Raw genomic sequence first — 18,077 nt, forward strand, 5'->3', positions numbered from 1 at the left:
GGTCCCCGTACATGCAAAGAGTCTGGTTCAACAAAACATTTTCCTCGGTCGGCACGGCCATGCGCCTGATCCGTGAGGCGGACAGCGCCGCCACCGGCGGCAAGCCCCGCTACCACATCGTGTGCAGCAATACGAACGCGCATGCGGCGGCCTTTTTGTCGGCCCACGAATACGCGGTCGAGCCATCGGGCCTGACAGGCCATAACTATGTGGAATGGTGCCTGGAATTCTGCCGCGAGCGGGGCATCACGATATTCTGGCCCGGCAAGGAAGCGGGCCTGATCGGCAGCGCCAGCGCGCGCTTTGCCGCCATCGGCACGCGCGTGCTCAGCGTGGCCAGCGAAGAGACGCTGACCCTGATGCATGACAAGGCGCGCTTCTGCGACGGCCTCGACCTGCCCATGGCGCGTCCGGCCGACTACCGCGCCGTGACCAGCATCGAGGAATACGACGCCGCCTACGCCGAACTGCGCCCGCTGCACCGCAAGCTGTGCATCAAGCCGTCCGAATCTGTGTATGCCCTGGGCTTTGCCATTCTCGATGAAGAGCGCACCAGCGCCCAGCTGCTGCTGGCCGGCGCCGCCTACCAGATCAATGCGCAGGAATTGCGCGACGGCCTGGCGCAGATGGGCACTTTCAAGACCCTGCTGCTGATGGAATACCTCGATGGCCACGAATACAGCGCCGACTGCGTCGCCGACCAGGGTGCCCTCGTGTGCGCCGTGCCGCGCAAGAAGCTGCAGGGCGGCGGCAGCGGCCAGCTGATCGAACTGCGCGCCGACCTGCTGGCGGCCTGCGAAAAACTGGCGCGCGACTACCGTCTGAACGGCGTGTTCAACATCCAGTTCCGCGAAGGCGCCAACGGCCTGGCGCTGCTGGAAATCAACCCGCGCATGTCGGGCGGCATCGGCATGGCGTGCGCGGCCGGTCCGAACCTGCCCTACCTGGCGCTGGCCGGTTTCGACCAGGGCTACGACAAGCTCGCCGTGCCGGTCATACGCGAAGGCATGCGCGTGGGCGAATCCGCCTACGCCGTGGAGCTGCCATGAACATCGTCAAGCAGCAGATGCCGACGGGCGAACTGACCCTCAAAGTGGACGAGGCGCGCTTTCCGCTGGACTGGCTGATCGGCTTTGCCGCGCGCGCCAACGCCAAGCGCGGTTTCTTGTTCCTCTCCAAGGTGCTGGGCAAGCACTGGCCCGTCACGCCGCGCGCCATGGAAGCCATCCACGACGACCTGGCCGCGCAGATCCCCCCCAGCCTGCCCGGCCCCGTGGTCTTCATCGCCATGGCGGAAACGGCCGTCGGCCTGGGCCAGGGCGTGTTCGAGGCGTGGCTGCGCGCCAACCCGGACGGCAAGGCCCTGTTCCTGCACAGTTCGCGCTACCGCGTCGGCAGCGTGCCCTTCTTCGAATTCGAGGAATCGCACAGCCACGCGCCGCGCCAGTTCCTGCACCTGTCGGATGCGGCCAGCGCGCTGTTTTCCACCGCGCGCAGCCTGGTGCTGATCGACGATGAAGCGTCGACCGGCAATACCTTCGCCAACCTGGTGCAAGTGTGCCGCGCGCGCTATCCGCAGCTGGAAAAGCTGCACCTGGGCGTGATCACCAATTTCATGGGCCAGGCCGCCAACGCGGGCCTGAGCCAGCGCTTCGGCCTGCCCACCAGCATCGGCGCGGCGCTCTCCGGCCAGTACGCCTTCCAGGCCGGCGCGGCGCCGGCGCCCGTGGCGGGCAGCGCGCAGCGCTTCGAGGCGAACGAGGAACGCGGTGCCAGCCCGGCGTTCGGCCGCATCGGCGTGGGCCGCGCCCTGACGCCGCCGCAAGGCCTGGCGGTGCAGCTGGCGCAGGAAATCGGCGCCGGCGATTCCGTGCTGGTGCTGGGCACGGGCGAATTCATGCACCCGTCCTTCCTGCTGGCGCGCGAACTGGAAACCCTGGGCAAGAGCGTGGTGGTGCAGTCGACCACGCGTTCGCCCATCCTGTCATGGGGTTCCGTCGGGCATATCGTCTGCTGCGACGACAATTACGGCGAAGGCATCGCCAACTACCTGTACAACGTGGCGCCTGGCCAGTACCAGCACGTCTTCATCTGCCATGAAACCCCGGCCAGTCCGGCCCTCATGCAACTCGCCGGCCAGTTGAACGGCCGCCTGTTCCACTTTCAGTCAGAGACCAAAATTGAAGAAATTCCTGTTTGTTGACCTGGACGACACACTGTTCCAGACCCCGAAAAAATGCGTCGGCGAGACCGACCTGCAGCCGGCCGCCTATTTGAAAAATGGCGAGGCCTGCTCGTTTACGACGGCGCGCCAGCGTGCCTTCTTCGAATTCGCGCAAAGCGGCATGACCCTGATCCCCGCCACGGCCAGGAATGGCGACGCATTCCGCCGCGTCGACCTGCCGTTCACCAGCTACAGCGTGCTCGATTACGGCGGCATCGTGCTGCAGCCGGGCGGCGCGCTCGACGCGGGCTGGCTGGCGCTGATGCAGAACGACATGCAGACGGCGCTGCCCGGCCTGCGGGACGCCATGCGCATCATCGACGACTTCCAGGTCAAGGCGGGCATGCCTTCGCGCGCGCGCCTGATCGAGGACTACGACACGCCGTTCTACGTCGTCGTCAAGGACCATGAGGCACGCGGCGAACGCCTGGCCGATATCGAGGAACAGGTGCTGCAGGACTGGATCGCGACGGAAGGCTCCGACTACTTCATCCACCGCAACGGCAACAACCTGGCCGTGCTGCCCAAGACCTTGAACAAGGCGCGCGCCGTGGCCTACCTGCGCGCGGAGCTGGAAGCCGAACATGGCCCCATCCTCAGCTTCGGCATGGGCGACAGCCGCTCGGACGCGCGCTTCATGGCGGCCTGCGACTACGCCATCGTCCCCAACGGCACGCAGCTGGCGGCGCTCACCGTGGCGGCCCTATGACGGCAGTCGAACAGCATTTCAGCGGCAGCTACCGCCAGGACGACGTGGAGTTTCTGCTCACGCCGATGGCGCTCGAGCCGATCCTGGACCTGGCCGAGAAAGAGCGCCTGATCCAGTCCGGCCAGCGCCACTACAGCGAAATGCTGTCGCCCGAATCCCTGCCCTCGCCCGCCTACCTGGCGCTGTTCCAGAGCGCGTTTGCCGCCAACCGCCTGCAGATGGCGCGCGACTGCCTGCGCCTGGCAGCCCTGATCGCGGCCCGCCGCGCGGGTCCGATCGCCCTGGTCTCGCTGGCGCGCGCCGGCACGCCCGTGGGCGTCATCCTGGGCCACGTGCTGCGCCAGGTCTTCCAGCGCGAGTGCAGCCATTATTCCGTCTCCATCATCCGCGACCGCGGCATCGATGCGAACGCCCTGAAACACATCCTGGCGCAAGGCATTGCTGCCGAGTCCATCGTCTTCGTCGACGGCTGGACCGGCAAGGGCGTGATCTCGCGCGAACTGCGCCAGACGGTCAACGACTTCAATGCCGCGCATGGCACGGCCATCGACGGCGGCCTGTTCGTGCTGTCCGACCTGGCCGGCACGGCCGCCTGCGCCGCCTCGGCCAGCGACTACCTGATCCCGTCGAGCATCCTCAACGCCACCGTCTCGGGCCTGGTCAGCCGCTCCGTGCTCAATGAAGCCATCGGCCCGGACGACTTCCACGGCTGCGTGTACTACGCGCAGTTCGCGGCGCACGACCAGTCGCGCGATTTCGCCGACGGCCTGGTGGCCGATGCCGTGGCGCTGGCCGCCAGCAGCGGCGTGCCGCTGGCCGAAGCGACGGACGCGCCAGCCATGGCGGCCCGCTCGCAGGCTTACATGGCCAGGGCGCAGCAGGAGTACGGCATCAGCGACATCAACCTGATCAAGCCGGGCATCGGCGAAGCGACGCGCGTACTGCTGCGCCGCGTGCCCGAGCGCCTGATCGTGCGCGACACGAATGCACCGGACGTGGCACATTTGCTGCTTCTGGCGCAGGAAAAATCCATACCCGTCACAGTAGAACCGGCGCTGCCTTACCAGGCGGTCGCCCTCATCAGGAGCGCAGTCGATGGATAACTCCATACACCCACAAAGCGAACACAAGGCGGCGCTAGGCGCCTCCATGTATGTGCCCACCACGCACAAGGATTTGCTGGCCATCGCCAACGGCGACAAATTCAGCCACCTGCGTTCGGTGATCTTTTGCACCGAAGACGCCATCGCCGAGCGCGATCTCAGCTACGCGCTGTTCAACCTGTCGCTGGCGCTGCAAAACATGCGCGACGAATCGGACACCTTGCGCTTCGTGCGCGTGCGCAATGTCGACGTGCTGGCGCGCGTGCTGGGCATGCCAGGCTCCGACAAATTGAGCGGCTTCGTGCTGCCCAAGTCCACGCGCCACAATTTTTCCGCGTATTTCGACCTCGTGCGCCACACGCATCACCTGCTGATGCCGACGTTGGAGACGGCGGACGTCTTCGACGACGAGGAAATGAAGCAGTTCCGCATCGCCCTGTCGGCGCCGGAAGTGCGGCGCCGCATCCTGGCCCTGCGCATCGGCGGCAACGACTTGCTGGCGCTGCTGGGCTTGCGCCGTCCCACCAGCGGCACCATTTACCAGACGCCGCTGGGCCAGGTCATCGGCCGCCTGGTGACGATCTTCAAGCCGCACGGCTTCCAGCTGACGGCGCCCGTCTTCGAGCACCTGTCGCAGGGCAGCTGGCTCGATGCGGAAGTGGCGCAGGACATGGCGCACGGCATGATCGCCAAGACCGCCATCCACCCTGACCAGGTGCCGCAGATCGAGCGCCACTACCAGGTGGCGCAGTCGGACATCGAACTGGCGCTGCGCATCATCGACCCGGACAGCCCGGCCGTGTTCCGCATGCAGGAATCGATGTGCGAAGTGGCGACCCACTCGAGCTGGGCGCAGCGCATCATCGAGCAGGCGCGCCTGTTCGGCATCCGCCATGCGGACGGCGCCGCCCTGCCGGCCACGCCTGCTATTTCGCATCACGCACCGAATCACTCATTGACTCAACTCTCCAGCGACGAAGGGACTGCACGACCATGACCAATTTCACACGCGGACAAAAAGGCAAACTGGCGGACCTGGGCTTGAATGGCCCGTTTGCCGTCACGCTCGATATCGTTTCGGGCTCGATGGAAGTGGACGTCAGCTGCTTCGGCGTCGATGCGGCCGGCAAGCTGTCGGACGACCGCTACATGGTGTTCTTCAACCAGAAAAGCGCGCCGGACAACGCCATCACGGTGGACTTGAACGGCCCCCGTTCCGTCTTCCAGGTGGACCTTTCCCGCCTGCCCGCCTCGATCGACAAGCTGGTGTTTACGGCGGCGACGGAACAGGGCAGCATGCGCGCGCTGGGCGCTTCGAGCATGACGCTGGGCCAGGCCGCCACGTTTGCCTTCACGGGCAATGACTTCCAGGACGAGAAAGCCGTCATCATCGGCGAGCTGTATCGCCGCGACGGCAGCTGGCGCTTCGGCGCCGTGGGCCAGGGTTTCGCCGGCGGCCTGGCCGCATTGCTGAAACACTTCGGCGGCAGCGAGGCGGGGGCATCGTCTCCCGCGCCATCGCCGGCACCGGTTCCCGCGCCCACGCCGGCGGCGCCGCCAGCAAACAAAATCTCGCTGTCGAAGATCCGCCTGGAAAAGCGCGGCGACAAGATTTCGCTCGACAAGCGCGACAGCGGCGGCTATGGCCGCATCCGCGTCAACCTGAACTGGAACCAGAATGCGTCGCAGGGCCAGGCGCCCGCCTCGAAGCTGGACACGGGCTTCCTGGGCAAGCTGTTCAACAAGCCGGCCGGCCGCGCGGGCGGTATCGACCTCGATATCGGCTGCCTGTTCGAAATGAGCAATGGCGCCAAGAGCGCCGTGCAGGCGCTGGGCAACAGCTGGGGCGCATATGACCGCCCGCCCTACATCCACCTGGAAGGCGACGACCGCACGGGCAGCATCAGCAGCGGCGAAAACATCTTCATCAACGGCACCCATTTCGACCAGATCAAGCGCGTGCTCGTGTATGCCTTCATCTACGAAGGCGTGCCGAACTGGGCCGCCACGGATGGCGTGGTGACGATCGAGATACCGGGCCAGCCGACGGTGGAAGTGCGCCTCGACAGCGACAGCCAGCACGCCATGTGCGCCATCGCCATGCTGGAAAACCACGGCGGCAACCTGCAGGTGACGAAATTGGTGGAATACTTCGGCGGCCAAGGTAAAATCACGGCGCACCAGGCCATGGACGAACGCTACAATTTCGGCCTCAATTGGAAAGCTGGCCGCAAGGATTAATCCTTTCACCTTTAAAACCCTACCATGACCCCTACGACCAAAAAAGTCACCTTCGCCTTCGTCATCTTCCTCGTGGCCGGCTTCCTGCTGCTGGCAGCCTACACGTGGATGGCCCTCAGTTTCTCGTACTCGGAAGGCGAACGGGCGGGCTACCTGCAAAAGTTCTCCAAGCGGGGCTGGATTTGCAAGACATGGGAGGGCGAACTGCTACTGACGGCGCTGCCGGGCACCATCCCGGAAAAATTCCAGTTCAGCGTGCGCGATGAGGAAGTGGCCAAACAGCTGTCGGCCGCGGCCGGCAAGCGCATCCTCGTCACCTACAGCCAGCACAAGGGCGTGCCGACGCAGTGCTTCGGCGAGACCGAATACTATGCCGACAAGGTCGTCCTGAGCCAGTAACAACAGCGTTTCCGCAACAAGCGCCGGCCGGCCATGCACGCGCCGGCGCCATTCCGCCGCCCCCTTCCCGTCCCGCCTTTCCCTTCATTGAATTCCTGACAAGAATTCTTGCGCGCCTCACACATTCTCACTTTCTTATACACTATTACAATTAGTTCTGACTGGAACTGTTCATTGGTGTAATAAAAACACAAGATGCTTGCGTCAGCGCAGCACGCCCAGCCAGCCCACCGTTAGCGTGTCCATCTCTCTCCTCGGAAACCTCATGCGCAGCCGATTCCGCATCCTGGCCCTGCTGGCCGCCTCGCTCCCCCTGTGCGCCCAGGCACAGGACATTTCCGGCATGGCCGGCTCGCTGAAAGTCAACAGCACTAGCGAGCGCACCTTTGTCGCCGCCGTCAGCTACACGCAGCCGGTCGGCGATTACAATGCCGTCAGCCTGTCGTACATCAATGAGGGCCATCCAGAAGACCACCACCGCGACGGCATGGCGGGCCAGGCCTGGCTGCGCACGAAAAAGGTGGACCGGGGCCTGACCCTGGGCGCCGGCGTGGGCCGCTACTTCTTCTTCGACACGGCCAAGACGGACGACGCACCGCATAATTTCGACAATGACCACGGCTGGGGCACCATCTTCAGCCTGCAGGCGCGCTGGCAATTCGACAACCGCTGGTATGCGCAAGCCCAGGTGAACCGCATCCTGCCCAGCGGCAAGGACGCCACCACGCACCTGCTGATCGGCGCCGGCTACCGCTATGACGGCGTGCCTGGCGCCAAGCTGCATCTGCAGAACTGGGCGCATGACGACACCCTGACCGTGTCGACGGGCCATACCATCGTCAACAGCTTCCGCTCCGAAACTGCGCGCCCGTTCACGCTGGAATACCGGCGCGCGGCGGGAAAATACGTGGACTGGACGGTCACCGCCCTCGATGAAGGCAGCACCGACCTGGCGCACCGGCGCGGCGTGGCCGCCCAGCTGTGGCTGATCCGCTCGCTCAATGAAAAGGTGGAATTCGGCATGGGCGGCGGCCCCTACCTGGCCTGGGATGGCCGCGACACGCAGGGTCACGGCACGCGCCTGACGGGATTGCTGTCAGCCGCGGCGCGCTACCACTTCGATCGCCGCTGGGTGGCGCAAGTGGCGTGGAACCGCGTCGTCACGGACTACCACCGCGACGCGGACGTGATACTGGTGGGGGTGGGACGGAAGTTCTGATGCCTGGGGCCAGTCCCGACGGGACGGCCCCCACAGCCAGTTAGCGCGAACGCCAGACGGCGCCAGCCTCGTTCGGCTGCGTCAGGCGCTCGATCACTTCGCGCGCCAGGCTGGCCGAGCTCACCTGTTCAGCCTTGGCGCGGGCCGCGGCCAGGGAGCTGGAAAAGGCGCACTGCTGCTGTTCCAGGCTGGCGCGCAGGGCGGCCAGTTCGCGTTCCTGCTGCTGCGCATTGGCCGTTTCCAGCTCCAGCAGTTGCTGCCTGGCGGCAGCCATGGCGCGCGTCGTGTCGGCCGCCTTGCGCTGCAATGCGGCGTGGGCCTGCGCGCTGGCCAGCAAGGCTTGCTGCGCGTCGAGTTTCTCATCGGCGGCCTGCTGCGCGGCCAGTTCCAGCCGTTCGCGCTGGCGCATGGCGTCCAGCGCTTCCTGTTCCAGCGCGGCGCGCGCCTCGGCCGCCTGCGTCGCCTGCTTTTCCGCTTCCAGGCGGCCGGCGATGGCTTGCGACGCCCGCTCCTCGGCTGCCGTCGTCTGGCGCTGCTGCACCAGTTTTTGCGCGATCAGCGCCAGCGATTCGCGTTCGGCGGCGACGAAATCGCGCTCGGACGCCAGCAGCGCATCGGCTGCCCGGGCTTTTTCTTCTTCCACGCGGGCGCGCTCGCTATGCACCTGGCCCAATTCCACGGCCAGGCGCGCCTGCGCCTGCACGGCTTGCGCGGCGGCCGCCTTCTGTTCGCCTTCGACCAGCGCCTGGTCCATCAGGATGCGGATGGCGTTCGCTTCCTTTTCCGATGCCTGCTGCAAGGCCTGTTCGGCGGCCTGCTGGCCGCGCAGCAGCTCTGCCTGCGCCTGTTCGGCGGCGATGCGTTCCTGCGCTGCGGCGAATGCCTGCGCTTCCGCTTCCAGCTTGTCTTTCAGGGCGGCGATGGCCGCTTGTTCCGCGGCCAGGCGCTCCTGCTCTGCCTGCAGCAGGCTGGCCGCCTGTTCTGCCTTCTGCTGCGCCAGCTGCAGCGTTTCCGCCTGCATGGCCAGTTGCGCCGCGCCGGCCGCCACTTCCGCCTGTTCCGCTTCATTCCGGCTGGCGGCCAGCTGCGCCGCCTGGCGCGCCAGTTCGGCGCGTTCGTGCGCCAGGCCGGCGGCGCGCTGCTGTTCTTCCAGTTCACGGGCCGCCGCCACGGCCGCGGCCTGCTCGGCCGCTTCGCGGGCCTTGGTTTCTTCGAGGGCCGCCGTTTCCGCCTCCAGCTTGGCGTGGCCGGCGATTTCCGCATCCTGTTCGGCGGCGACGCGGGCCAGCGCCACGGCGCGCAACTGGCGATCCACTTCGATGCGCGCTTCGGTGGCGGCCAGGATGCGCACGTCCGCATCGCGGCGCGCCTGCGCGCTGGCCACTGCCACCATTTCCAGGCGTTCGCGGTGGATGGCCGCATCGCGCAATTCCTTTTCCGTTTGCAGGCGCAAGCGCAGGGACTGCGCCGCATGGCGCTCCGATTCGGCCTGCGCCAGGGCGATGGCTTCGCGTTCCTGCTCCAGGTGCGCCAGCGCGCGCGCCTCTTCCAGCGCGCGCACTTCGGCGGCGGCGCGGTTGAAGGCCGATTCCAGCGCGATCTGGTCGGCGCGCTCGCGCTGCACCGTCAATTCCAGCGCCTCGCTTTCCGCTTCGGCCAGCATCTGCGCCGTCTGGCGCGCACCGTGGGCATGGCGCTCGCGCTCGCGGGCCAGCACGGCCACGCGCGCATCGGCAGAGGCGATGCCCACCATTTCCTCCTTGGCCGCCTGCACGGCAGCGACGCGCTCGACGGCCTGCAGGCGCGCCTGCTCCGTCTGCACCTGCAATTCCTCGGCGGCGCGGGCGGCCAGCTCGGCCAGTTCCGACTGCACGGCCACCTGTTCGCTGGCGCGCAAGCGGCTTTCCTGCTCGGCGCGGGCGCGCTGTTCCGCGGCCAGGCGGATTTCATTGTCCGATTCCACGCGGGCGCGCAGTTCGGCCGTTTCCTGCTTGACCGCTTCCAGGCGCGCCACGCTTGCTTGCGCGGCGGCGCGCATGGTGTCGAGGCGCTCGCGGTTGGCGGCGATCGCCTCTTCGGCCGCTTGCGCGTTCTGCTGCGCGGCGGCGGCGGCGGCGGCGTCGATGGCGGCGCGGTCCTCGGCCAGAGAGCGCACGCGCGCCTCGGCCAGGGCACGGCTTTCGGCGGCGCAGGTGGCTTTCGCTTCCGCTTCCACGCGGGCGATCGCTTCGTGGATGGCCTTCAATTCCATTTGCTGGCGGCCGGCGGCCGGCGCCTTGACCTCGCCATCCGGCTCTTGCTCGGCCTGCGGCGCGGACATGGCGGCGGGGGCAGGCGCCTCGGCCTTGCTCTCCAGGTCCTTGAAATCATGCAGCGAGACGATGCTGTCCTGGTCGAACTCGTCATCGGCCGAGTAGGCGACGGTGAGGGAGGCGGCCTGGCGCTGATTTTGCTGTGCTTGCATGATTTCTCGCTTATTCGGGTGAATTCCGTTGCTTATGGGAATTTATTAGCACCATTATCGAGCAGGCATGCACAAATCAGCGCGGCAAGAAGAGGCGGTTTTACCGCTCTTTTCAGGATTTGATGCGGACGTAGGCGTCCGAGAACATGCTCAGGGCAAGGCGCATTGCCGAAGGCAGCACGAAGGGTACGCCCAGACAATGCAACGCCGCCATGGGCGTGTAGCGCGCGCCTAAATTGGCCAGAGCGGCGCTTCATCCATCAACGCCACCTGTTCACGCAATTCCAGGATGCGGTCCTGCCAGTAGCGCTGCGTGTTAAACCACGGGAAGGCGACGGGGAAGGCCGGATCGTCCCAGCGGCGCGCCAGCCAGGCCGAATAGTGGATCAGGCGCAGCGTGCGCAGCGCTTCGACCAGGTACAGCTGGCGCGGATCGAAATCGCAGAAGTCCTCATAGCCGGCCAGGATGTCGCTCATCTGGCGTACCATGTCGCCCCGCTCGCCCGACAGCATCATCCACAGGTCCTGGATGGCCGGTCCCATGCGGCTGTCGTCGAAGTCGACGAAATGCGGGCCGGCGTCCGTCCACAGCACGTTACCGCCATGGCAATCGCCATGCAGGCGCAGCACGGCGACGTCGCCGGCACGGTCGTAGCAGCGCCTGACGCCGTCGAGCGCCTGCTGCGCCACGCTGGCATACGCGGCCAGCAGCTCGGGTGGAATAAAGTCGTTCGCCAGCAGGAAGTCGCGCGGCTCGACGCCGAAGGTGGCCGGATCGAGCGCCGGACGCTCCTTGTACGCGGACAGGCCGCCGACGGCATGGATGCGGCCGATGAAACGCCCTATCCATTCCAGCGTCAGCGGGTCATCGAGTTCGGGCGCCCGTCCGCCATGGCGGGGGAAGACGGCAAAGCGGAAGCCCTGGAACTGGTGCAGGGTGCGGCCGTCGATGGCCAGCGCGGGCACGACGGGAATTTCGCGCTCGACCAGTTCGGACACGAACGCGTGTTCTTCCAGGATGGCGGCGTCGCTCCAGCGCTCGGGGCGGTAAAACTTCGCCACCAGCGGCGCGCTGTCCTCGATGCCCACCTGGTAGACGCGGTTTTCATAGCTATTGAGCGCCAGCAGGCGGCCATCGCCGCGCAGGCCCACGCTATCGAGGGCGTCGAGCACGCAGTCGGGGCTCAGTGCGGAGAAAGGATGGACGGGCCGGGCGTCCTCGTGCGGCTGGTTTTCATTGTGCATAAGCGACATTGTAAGGCGCGCGCGGGCCGCGGGTGCAAACACTTCGGTGATGAAGCGCCGCAAGGCGTATACTGGCAGCTTACATTCAATCAAAGAGCAAGCCATGCAACTCGAACAGCCATTATCAGAAAAAGAATTTGACGAATTAGACCAATTCCTGTTGTCGGACCGGTGCTCCGAAGACGCCATGACCATGGATATGCTGCACGGCTATCTGACGGCCGTGGCCATCGGCCCGGAACCGATCATGCCGGCCGAGTGGTTGCCGCGCGTGTGGGGCGAAGATGCCGAAGATGCACCGAAATTCAAGAACAGCAAGGAAGAAGAGCGCATCGTCAACCTGATCATGCGCTTCATGAACGAAGTGCTGGTGACGTTTGAAGTGGCGCCGAAGGAATTCGAGGCCCTGTTCGTCGAGCACGACTACGAAGGCCAGACCCTGATCGATGCCGAAGCCTGGTGCTGGGGCTTCTGGGACGGCATGGAACTGCGTCCTGGCTCGTGGAACGAGATCTGGGATTCCGAAGTGGCCGAACTGATGCAGCCGATCTACCTGCTGGGCGCCGACGAAATCAAGGAAGAAGAACTGAAACTGGTGGAAGACCCGGTCAAGGCGCACAAGCTGGCCCAGGAACTGGAAGCGAACCTGCCTGCCATCCACCGTTTCTGGGTGCCGCGCCGCAAGGCTCCCGTGCAAACCCTGAAACGCGACGAGCCGAAAGTGGGCCGCAACGACGAATGCCCTTGCGGCAGCGGCAAGAAGTTCAAGAAATGCTGCGGCGCCGACGGCGCTGCGGAATGATCGCGCCCTGATGCAATCGTGATGCGCCGGCGCCCTGCCGGCGCATGCCTGCCGTGCCGGCCCGCCGTCACCGATGCCGGCGCTATAATCGCCGCATGAAACTCCCCGACCTGAATCTGCTCGTCGCCCTCGACATCCTGCTCGAGGAAGGCAGCGCCGTGGCCGCCGCGCGGCGCATGAACCTGAGCGCGCCGGCCATGAGCCGCACCCTGGCGCGCATCCGCGACGCCATCGGCGACCCCGTCCTCGTGCGCTCCGGCCGCGGCCTGACGCCCACCCCGCGCGCGCTGGAATTGCGCGAACAGGTGCGCGGCGTAGTGGAACAGGCGCACGCCGTCTTCACCTCGGGCCGCGAAATCGACCTGCGCACGCTGGAGCGCACCTTCAGCCTGCGCGCCAACGACGTGTTTGTCGGCGCCTATGGCGGCAAGCTGCGCGACCTGCTGGCCCGCCATGCGCCCAACACGGTGCTGCGCTTCGTGCCCGAAGGCGATGGCGAAACGGATGGCGACGCCCTGCAGGCGGGCCGCATCGACCTGTACATCAGCTCCATGCGCAATTTCGCGCCCGACATCAAGCTGCAGCACCTGTTTACCACCTCGTTCGTCGGCATCGCGCGCGCCGGCCATCCCGTGTTTGACGGCCCCGTCGACCTGGCCCGCTTCACGGCCTACGACCATATCAGCGTCTCGCGCCGGGGCCTGGCGCGCGGCCCCTTCGACACGGCGCTGGCCGAGCGGGGGCACGCGCGCCGCGTCTCGCTGATCACCGCCAATTTTCACTCGGCCATCTTCGCCGTCGCCGATTCCAACCTGATCCTGCCGCTGATGCCGCGCCACATGCTGCCCATCGTCGAACGCCTGGGCCTGAAACTGCGCCCGTTCGAACTGCCGCTGCCCGTCGACAGCGTGGAAATCGTGCAAGCCTGGCACCCGCGCCTGGACAACGACCACGCGCACAAATGGCTGCGGCGCATGCTGAAGGACGTCTGCGGCGAGGAGTGAGGCTGGCCGAATAGTTGCGCCAGACGCAATCGAGCATTCCTCAATGATCAATTTTCACAATATTAAGCGCTGCCTATACTGCGTGGACTGATTCTCGTCCACGGAGTTCCCTGTGTCTGCTGTACCGCTATCCGGCGCCGTCCCTGCGGCCGCGCCGCCCCCTCCCTCCCCTGCCGCGCCAGCGGCGCCGCCCGCAGCGGCCGTCTTTGGCCTGCGCCTGGCGACCGGCCTGGCCGGCGTGCTGCTGGCCGTGCTGGTCTCCGGCCTGAATGAAAACATCACCAAGATCGCGCTGGCCGACATCCGCGGCGCGATGGGCATTGCGCGCGACGATGCCAGCTGGCTCGTCGCCCTGTATGCGGCCGCCTCGGTCTCCGCCATGGCCTTCGCGCCATGGTGCTCCGTCACCTTCTCGCTGCGGCGCATCACCCTGGCCGCCATCGTCACCTGCATGGCCGCCGGCGTGCTATGCCCGTTCGCGCCCAACCTGTCCGTGCTGATCGTGCTGCGCGTGGTGCAGGGCGCGGCCGGCGGCGCGCTGCCGCCCATGCTGATGACGGTGGCGCTGCGCTTCCTGCCGCCCAACATCAAGCTGTATGGCCTGGGCGGCTACGCCCTGAGCGCCACCTTCGGCCCCAGCCTGGGCACGCCGCTGGCCGCCTTCTGGACCGAATACCTGGGCTGGCAATGGGCGTTCTGGCAAATCGTCCCGGGCAGCATCGCCGCCCTGCTGATGGTGTCCTGGGGCTTGCCGCAAGACCCGCTGCGCCTGGAGCGCCTGCGCCAGTTCGACTGGCGCGGCCTGCTGCTTGGCCTGCCCGCCATCAGCATGCTGGTGGTCGGCCTGCTGCAGGGCGAACGCCTGGACTGGTTCCATTCGCCGCTGATCTGCGTGCTGCTGGGCGGCGGCGTCGCCCTGCTGGTCCTGTTCTTCATCAACGAATGGTCGCATCCGCTGCCCTTCTTCAAGCTGCAACTGCTGTCGCGGCGCAACCTCAGCCACGCCCTGCTGACCCTGGGCGGCGTGCTGTTCGTGCTGCTGGCCGTGATCCTGATTCCCTCGTCCTACCTGGCGCAGGTCCACGGCTACCGCCCCTTGCAGACGGCGCCCGTGATGCTGATGGTGGCGCTGCCGCAATTGATCGCCCTGCCGCTGGTGGCCGCCCTGTGCAATATCCGCGCCGTCGACTGCCGCTGGGTGCTGGCCATCGGCCTGGGCCTGCTGGCGCTGGCGTGCGTGCTAGGCGCGCGCATGTCGCCGGACTGGATACGCACGCACTTTTACCTGCTGCAGGCGATGCAGATCTTCGCCCAGCCCATGGCCGTGATTCCCTTGCTGCTGCTGGCCACCACGGGCCTGGCGCCGCAGGACGGGCCGTTCGCCTCGGCCTGGTTCAACACCATCAAGGGCATGTCGGCCGTCGTCGCCGGCGCCGTGCTCGACGCGCTGATCACGCGCCGCAACCACTTTCACTCGACGGTGCTGAGCGAACGCCTGGGCAACCTGCCCGAGGGCGTCGACATGGCCGGCCTGGGTGCGCGCATGCATGCACAGGTGGTCACCCTGACCTCGTCCGACCTGTACCTCACGGTGGCCGCCATCGCGCTGGCCATGATCGTGATCATTCCCATCATGCCGACGCGCGTCCATCCGCCGCGCGCCGCCTGAATCTTCACCCCCGTTTTACTCCACGAAAGAGCATCACCATGAATATCCCCATCCTGCGCTCGCGCGCATTCCTCCTCGGCCTGGCCTTGCTGGCCTGCGCCCTCGCGTATGGCGCCTGGCAGCTGCTGTTTGTCCGCAGCGAAGAACAGATGACCGACGACGCCTTTGTCAGCGCCGACTACACCGTCCTCTCCCCCAAGGTGGGCGGCATCGTGCAACAGGTGCTGGTGGAAGACAACCAGGCTGTCAAGGCGGGCCAGCTGCTGGTGCGCATCGACGACCGCGACTACCAGGCGGCCGTCGCCTCGGCCCACGCCGACGTGGCCGGCGCCGAAGCGCAGCTGGGCAATGCCCGCGGCACCCTGCAGCGCCAGCAATCGGTGATCGAACAGGCCACCACCCTCGTCGAGGCCAACCTGGCCGAGCAAAAGCTGGCGAAACAGGAACTGGAACGCTCGCAGCACCTGGCCGGCCAGGGCGCGGGCAGCGTGCAGAACGCGCAGCAGGCGCAATCGCGCTTCGACGTGAGCCAGGCCCGCGTGGCGCAAAACCGCGCCGCCCTCGTCTCCGCGCACAAGCAGACGGAGATTCTGCAGGCGCAGCAAGGCGCCGCCGAAGCGGCCCTGCTGCGCACCCGCGCCGGCCTGCAGCGGGCCGAGCTCGACCTGTCGCACACGCAGCTGCTGGCCCCCATCGACGGCGTCGTCGGCCGCCGCGCCGTGCGCGTGGGCGCCCTCGTCAACCCGGGCGCCAGCCTGATGGCCGTGGTGCCGTTGAACCGCACCTTCGTCGTCGCCAACCTGCAGGAAACCCAGCTGACCCACGTGCGCCGCGGCCAGAGCGCCAGCATCACGGTCGACGCCTATCCGGGCGCCCCCCTGCGCGGCACCGTGCACAGCATCGCACCGGCCACCGGCGTCACGTTTGCCGCCATCGCGCCGGAAAACGCCACCGGCAATTTCACCAAGGTGGTGCAGCGCATCCCCGTCAGGATCGCGCTCGATCCCGGCCAGGACGGCGACAGCCGCCTGCGCGTGGGCATGTCGGCCGAAGTGCGCATCGATACGGCCATCCGCTATCAAAATCCGCAACAGGTCAGCCAGGTGAGCGCGCGATGAAGACACTGGTATTCATGACCGCCCTCGGCCTGGCCGGCTGCGGCACGGTGGGCAGCGACTTCCAGCGCCCGCAAGCGCCGCTGGGCCAACAATGGCGCCAGGCGGACGACGCCCGTTTCGCCGCGCAGCAGGATGCCGACATCGAACGGCGCTGGTGGGATGCGTTCGGCGACGCGACCCTGTCGTCGCTGGTGCAGCGCGCCGCCAGCAGCAACCTCGACGTGCTGGCGGCAGCCAGCCGGCTGGAGCAAAGCCGCGCCGCGCGCGGCGTGGCCGGCGCCGCGCAAGGCCCGTCGCTGGGCGCGAATGGCAGCTACGGCCGCGCGCGCAACAGCGCGCAAGGCTTGAGCGACCCGTCGCGCCACAATGGGCAGTCCGCCTACAACCTGTGGCAAAGCAACCTCGACGCGGCCTGGGAACTGGACCTGTGGGGCCGCGTGCGGCGCGAAGTGGAAGCGGCCGACGCCCGCGTCGACGTGGCCGTGGAAGCCGGGCGCGGCGTGCTGCTGGCCGTGCTGGCCGAAACGGCGCGCGACTACATCGAACTGCGCGGCGCGCAGCAAACGCTGGCCATCACGGAAAAACTGCTGGCCATCGCGCGCCACACGCTGGAATTGACGCGCATCCGCCTGCGCGAAGGCGTGACGACGGAACTCGACGTGGCCGAAGCGGCCGCCCATGTGGCCACCATCGAGGCGCGCCTGCCGCCGCTGCAGCAGCGCGAAGCGCGCCTGGCCAATGCCCTCAGCCTGCTGCTGGCGCTGCCGCCGCAAGCCTTGCAGGCCGAACTGGCCGCCAGCGGTGACATTCCCGCCATGGCGGCGCAAGTGCAGCTGGGCGTGCCGAGCGGCCTGGCCGAGCGCCGCCCCGATATCCGCCGCGCCGAAGCGCAGCTGCATGCGGCCACCGCCGCCACCGGCGTGGCGCACGGCGACTTTTATCCGCGCATCACGCTGTCGGGCAGCGTCGGCCTGCAAGCCATGCAGCTGGGCGACATCGGCTGGGACGCCAAACGCTTTGCCATCGGCCCCGGCTTCAGCGTGCCCCTGTTTGATGGCGGCCGCCTGCGCGGCAACCTGCAATTGCGCGAGGCGCAGCAGCAGGAAGCGGCCATCGCCTACCGCCAGACGGTGCTGGCCGCCTGGCACGAGGTGGAAGACGCGCTGTCCGGCTACCAGGCCAATGCGCGCCGCCAGGCCAGTCTCGACGAGGCGGTGCGCCAGGGCCGGCGCGCCTTGTCCAGCGCGGAACTGCAATACCGCCAGGGCGGCACGGACCTGATCAACGTGCTGCACGTGCAAAACACCCTGATCAACAACGAGGCGGCGCTGGTCGACAGCCGCGCCACCGCATCGCTGTCGCTGGTCCAGGTCTACAAGGCGCTGGGCGGCGGCTGGCAGGCATTCCCACTCACTAGCGCACAAGGAAACACACCATGAAACCCGACACCGCCCTCTTTGCCATCCACGACGTCAGCGATTTTCCCATCGTGCGCTTTCGTCCCGAAACGGCCATCACCGGCTATGCGCCGCTGTGGGAAAACGACATGGACGCCCTGCTGCGCCATGGCGTACCGTTCGTCATGCTGTTCGAGACAGAACGCAGCGACGAAGCGCACGTCGACCGCAAGCGGCGCGGCCTGTGGCTCAAGCATAACAAGGTGGCGCTGGCCGCCATTTGCCGGGGCCTGGTCTCGGTCGAAGCCGATGCGCAGGAGCGCGCGCGCCTGCAGGCGATGGCGGCCGGCGCCATGAAAGCCTTCGGCATCGTGCAGGAAGTGGCGGCCACGCGCGAAGAAGCGGACGCGCTGATGGTCTGGCTGCTGGGCAGCGGCAGGATGGCGCGGCCGCGCGCGGCGCCAGAAGCTGAAAGTTGATGCT

Annotated in this window: 16 protein-coding genes; 14 read left to right on the forward strand and 2 right to left on the reverse strand. The window is 67.0% G+C overall.

Features of this window, described 5'->3' with window-relative positions; genetic code table 11:
• Positions 1-11: 11 nt before the first annotated feature.
• From O0880_RS25330 to O0880_RS25365, 8 genes are all read left to right on the forward strand, one after another.
• Positions 12-1,049: an ATP-grasp domain-containing protein gene (locus O0880_RS25330; RefSeq protein WP_289889316.1), complete on the forward strand. Its 1,038-nt coding sequence runs from the start codon at positions 12-14 to the stop codon at positions 1,047-1,049.
• Positions 1,046-2,203 carry a phosphoribosyltransferase domain-containing protein gene (locus O0880_RS25335; protein ID WP_071324729.1) on the forward strand — a complete coding sequence of 386 codons (1,158 nt, stop codon included), beginning with the start codon at positions 1,046-1,048 and terminating at the stop codon, positions 2,201-2,203. Before O0880_RS25330 ends, O0880_RS25335 begins: the two co-directional genes overlap by 4 nt.
• Positions 2,181-2,933: an HAD family hydrolase gene (locus O0880_RS25340; protein ID WP_071324730.1), complete on the forward strand. Its 753-nt coding sequence runs from the start codon at positions 2,181-2,183 to the stop codon at positions 2,931-2,933. The genes O0880_RS25335 and O0880_RS25340 overlap by 23 nt, the downstream gene beginning before the upstream one ends.
• Complete coding sequence (locus O0880_RS25345) at positions 2,930-4,036, forward strand: cysteine protease StiP family protein (RefSeq protein WP_071324731.1); 1,107 nt, start codon at positions 2,930-2,932, stop codon at positions 4,034-4,036. Before O0880_RS25340 ends, O0880_RS25345 begins: the two co-directional genes overlap by 4 nt.
• Entirely contained in the window at positions 4,029-5,033 is a 1,005-nt protein-coding gene (locus tag O0880_RS25350; protein WP_289889317.1) for an HpcH/HpaI aldolase/citrate lyase family protein, read from the forward strand. The genes O0880_RS25345 and O0880_RS25350 overlap by 8 nt, the downstream gene beginning before the upstream one ends.
• Complete coding sequence (locus tag O0880_RS25355) at positions 5,030-6,277, forward strand: TerD family protein (RefSeq protein ID WP_071324733.1); 1,248 nt, start codon at positions 5,030-5,032, stop codon at positions 6,275-6,277. The genes O0880_RS25350 and O0880_RS25355 overlap by 4 nt, the downstream gene beginning before the upstream one ends.
• A 24-nt stretch (positions 6,278-6,301) precedes the next feature.
• Entirely contained in the window at positions 6,302-6,676 is a 375-nt protein-coding gene (locus O0880_RS25360; RefSeq protein ID WP_071324734.1) for a hypothetical protein, read from the forward strand.
• 265 nt (positions 6,677-6,941) lie between these two features.
• Positions 6,942-7,895, forward strand: coding sequence for a hypothetical protein (locus O0880_RS25365; protein WP_083411953.1), 954 nt, complete (start codon positions 6,942-6,944; stop codon positions 7,893-7,895).
• A 40-nt stretch (positions 7,896-7,935) separates the two neighbouring features.
• On the opposite strand, the gene O0880_RS25370 is transcribed toward O0880_RS25365, so the two are convergent.
• Positions 7,936-10,359, reverse strand: coding sequence for a hypothetical protein (locus O0880_RS25370; RefSeq protein ID WP_289889320.1), 2,424 nt, complete (start codon positions 10,357-10,359; stop codon positions 7,936-7,938).
• A 231-nt stretch (positions 10,360-10,590) separates the two neighbouring features.
• Positions 10,591-11,604: a serine/threonine protein kinase gene (locus tag O0880_RS25375; protein ID WP_071324736.1), complete on the reverse strand. Its 1,014-nt coding sequence runs from the start codon at positions 11,602-11,604 to the stop codon at positions 10,591-10,593.
• Between the two features lie 103 nt (positions 11,605-11,707).
• Here O0880_RS25375 and O0880_RS25380 point away from each other — a divergent pair, with 103 nt between their 5' ends.
• The 6 genes from O0880_RS25380 (at position 11,708) to O0880_RS25405 (ending at position 18,073) form a co-directional block, all read left to right on the forward strand.
• Positions 11,708-12,406: a UPF0149 family protein gene (locus O0880_RS25380; protein WP_071326624.1), complete on the forward strand. Its 699-nt coding sequence runs from the start codon at positions 11,708-11,710 to the stop codon at positions 12,404-12,406.
• Between the two features lie 95 nt (positions 12,407-12,501).
• Positions 12,502-13,410, forward strand: a complete 909-nt coding sequence (locus tag O0880_RS25385; RefSeq protein WP_289889321.1) for a LysR family transcriptional regulator — start codon at positions 12,502-12,504, stop codon at positions 13,408-13,410.
• A gap of 112 nt (positions 13,411-13,522) precedes the next feature.
• Positions 13,523-15,079 carry an MFS transporter gene (locus O0880_RS25390; RefSeq protein ID WP_289889323.1) on the forward strand — a complete coding sequence of 519 codons (1,557 nt, stop codon included), beginning with the start codon at positions 13,523-13,525 and terminating at the stop codon, positions 15,077-15,079.
• Positions 15,080-15,117: 38 nt separating this feature from the next.
• The gene (locus O0880_RS25395) at positions 15,118-16,197 is read left to right on the forward strand and encodes an HlyD family secretion protein (RefSeq protein WP_289889324.1); all 1,080 of its coding nucleotides are present in this window, start codon (positions 15,118-15,120) and stop codon (positions 16,195-16,197) included.
• On the forward strand, positions 16,194-17,636 hold the full coding sequence (locus tag O0880_RS25400) for an efflux transporter outer membrane subunit (RefSeq protein WP_289889326.1): 1,443 nt from the start codon (positions 16,194-16,196) through the stop codon (positions 17,634-17,636). The genes O0880_RS25395 and O0880_RS25400 overlap by 4 nt, the downstream gene beginning before the upstream one ends.
• Entirely contained in the window at positions 17,633-18,073 is a 441-nt protein-coding gene (locus tag O0880_RS25405) for a hypothetical protein (RefSeq protein WP_289889328.1), read from the forward strand. The genes O0880_RS25400 and O0880_RS25405 overlap by 4 nt, the downstream gene beginning before the upstream one ends.
• Positions 18,074-18,077 lie beyond the last annotated feature (4 nt).

The sequence above is a fragment of the Janthinobacterium sp. SUN118 genome, from assembly GCF_030397695.1.
In the GTDB taxonomy this organism is placed as follows: domain Bacteria; phylum Pseudomonadota; class Gammaproteobacteria; order Burkholderiales; family Burkholderiaceae_D; genus Janthinobacterium.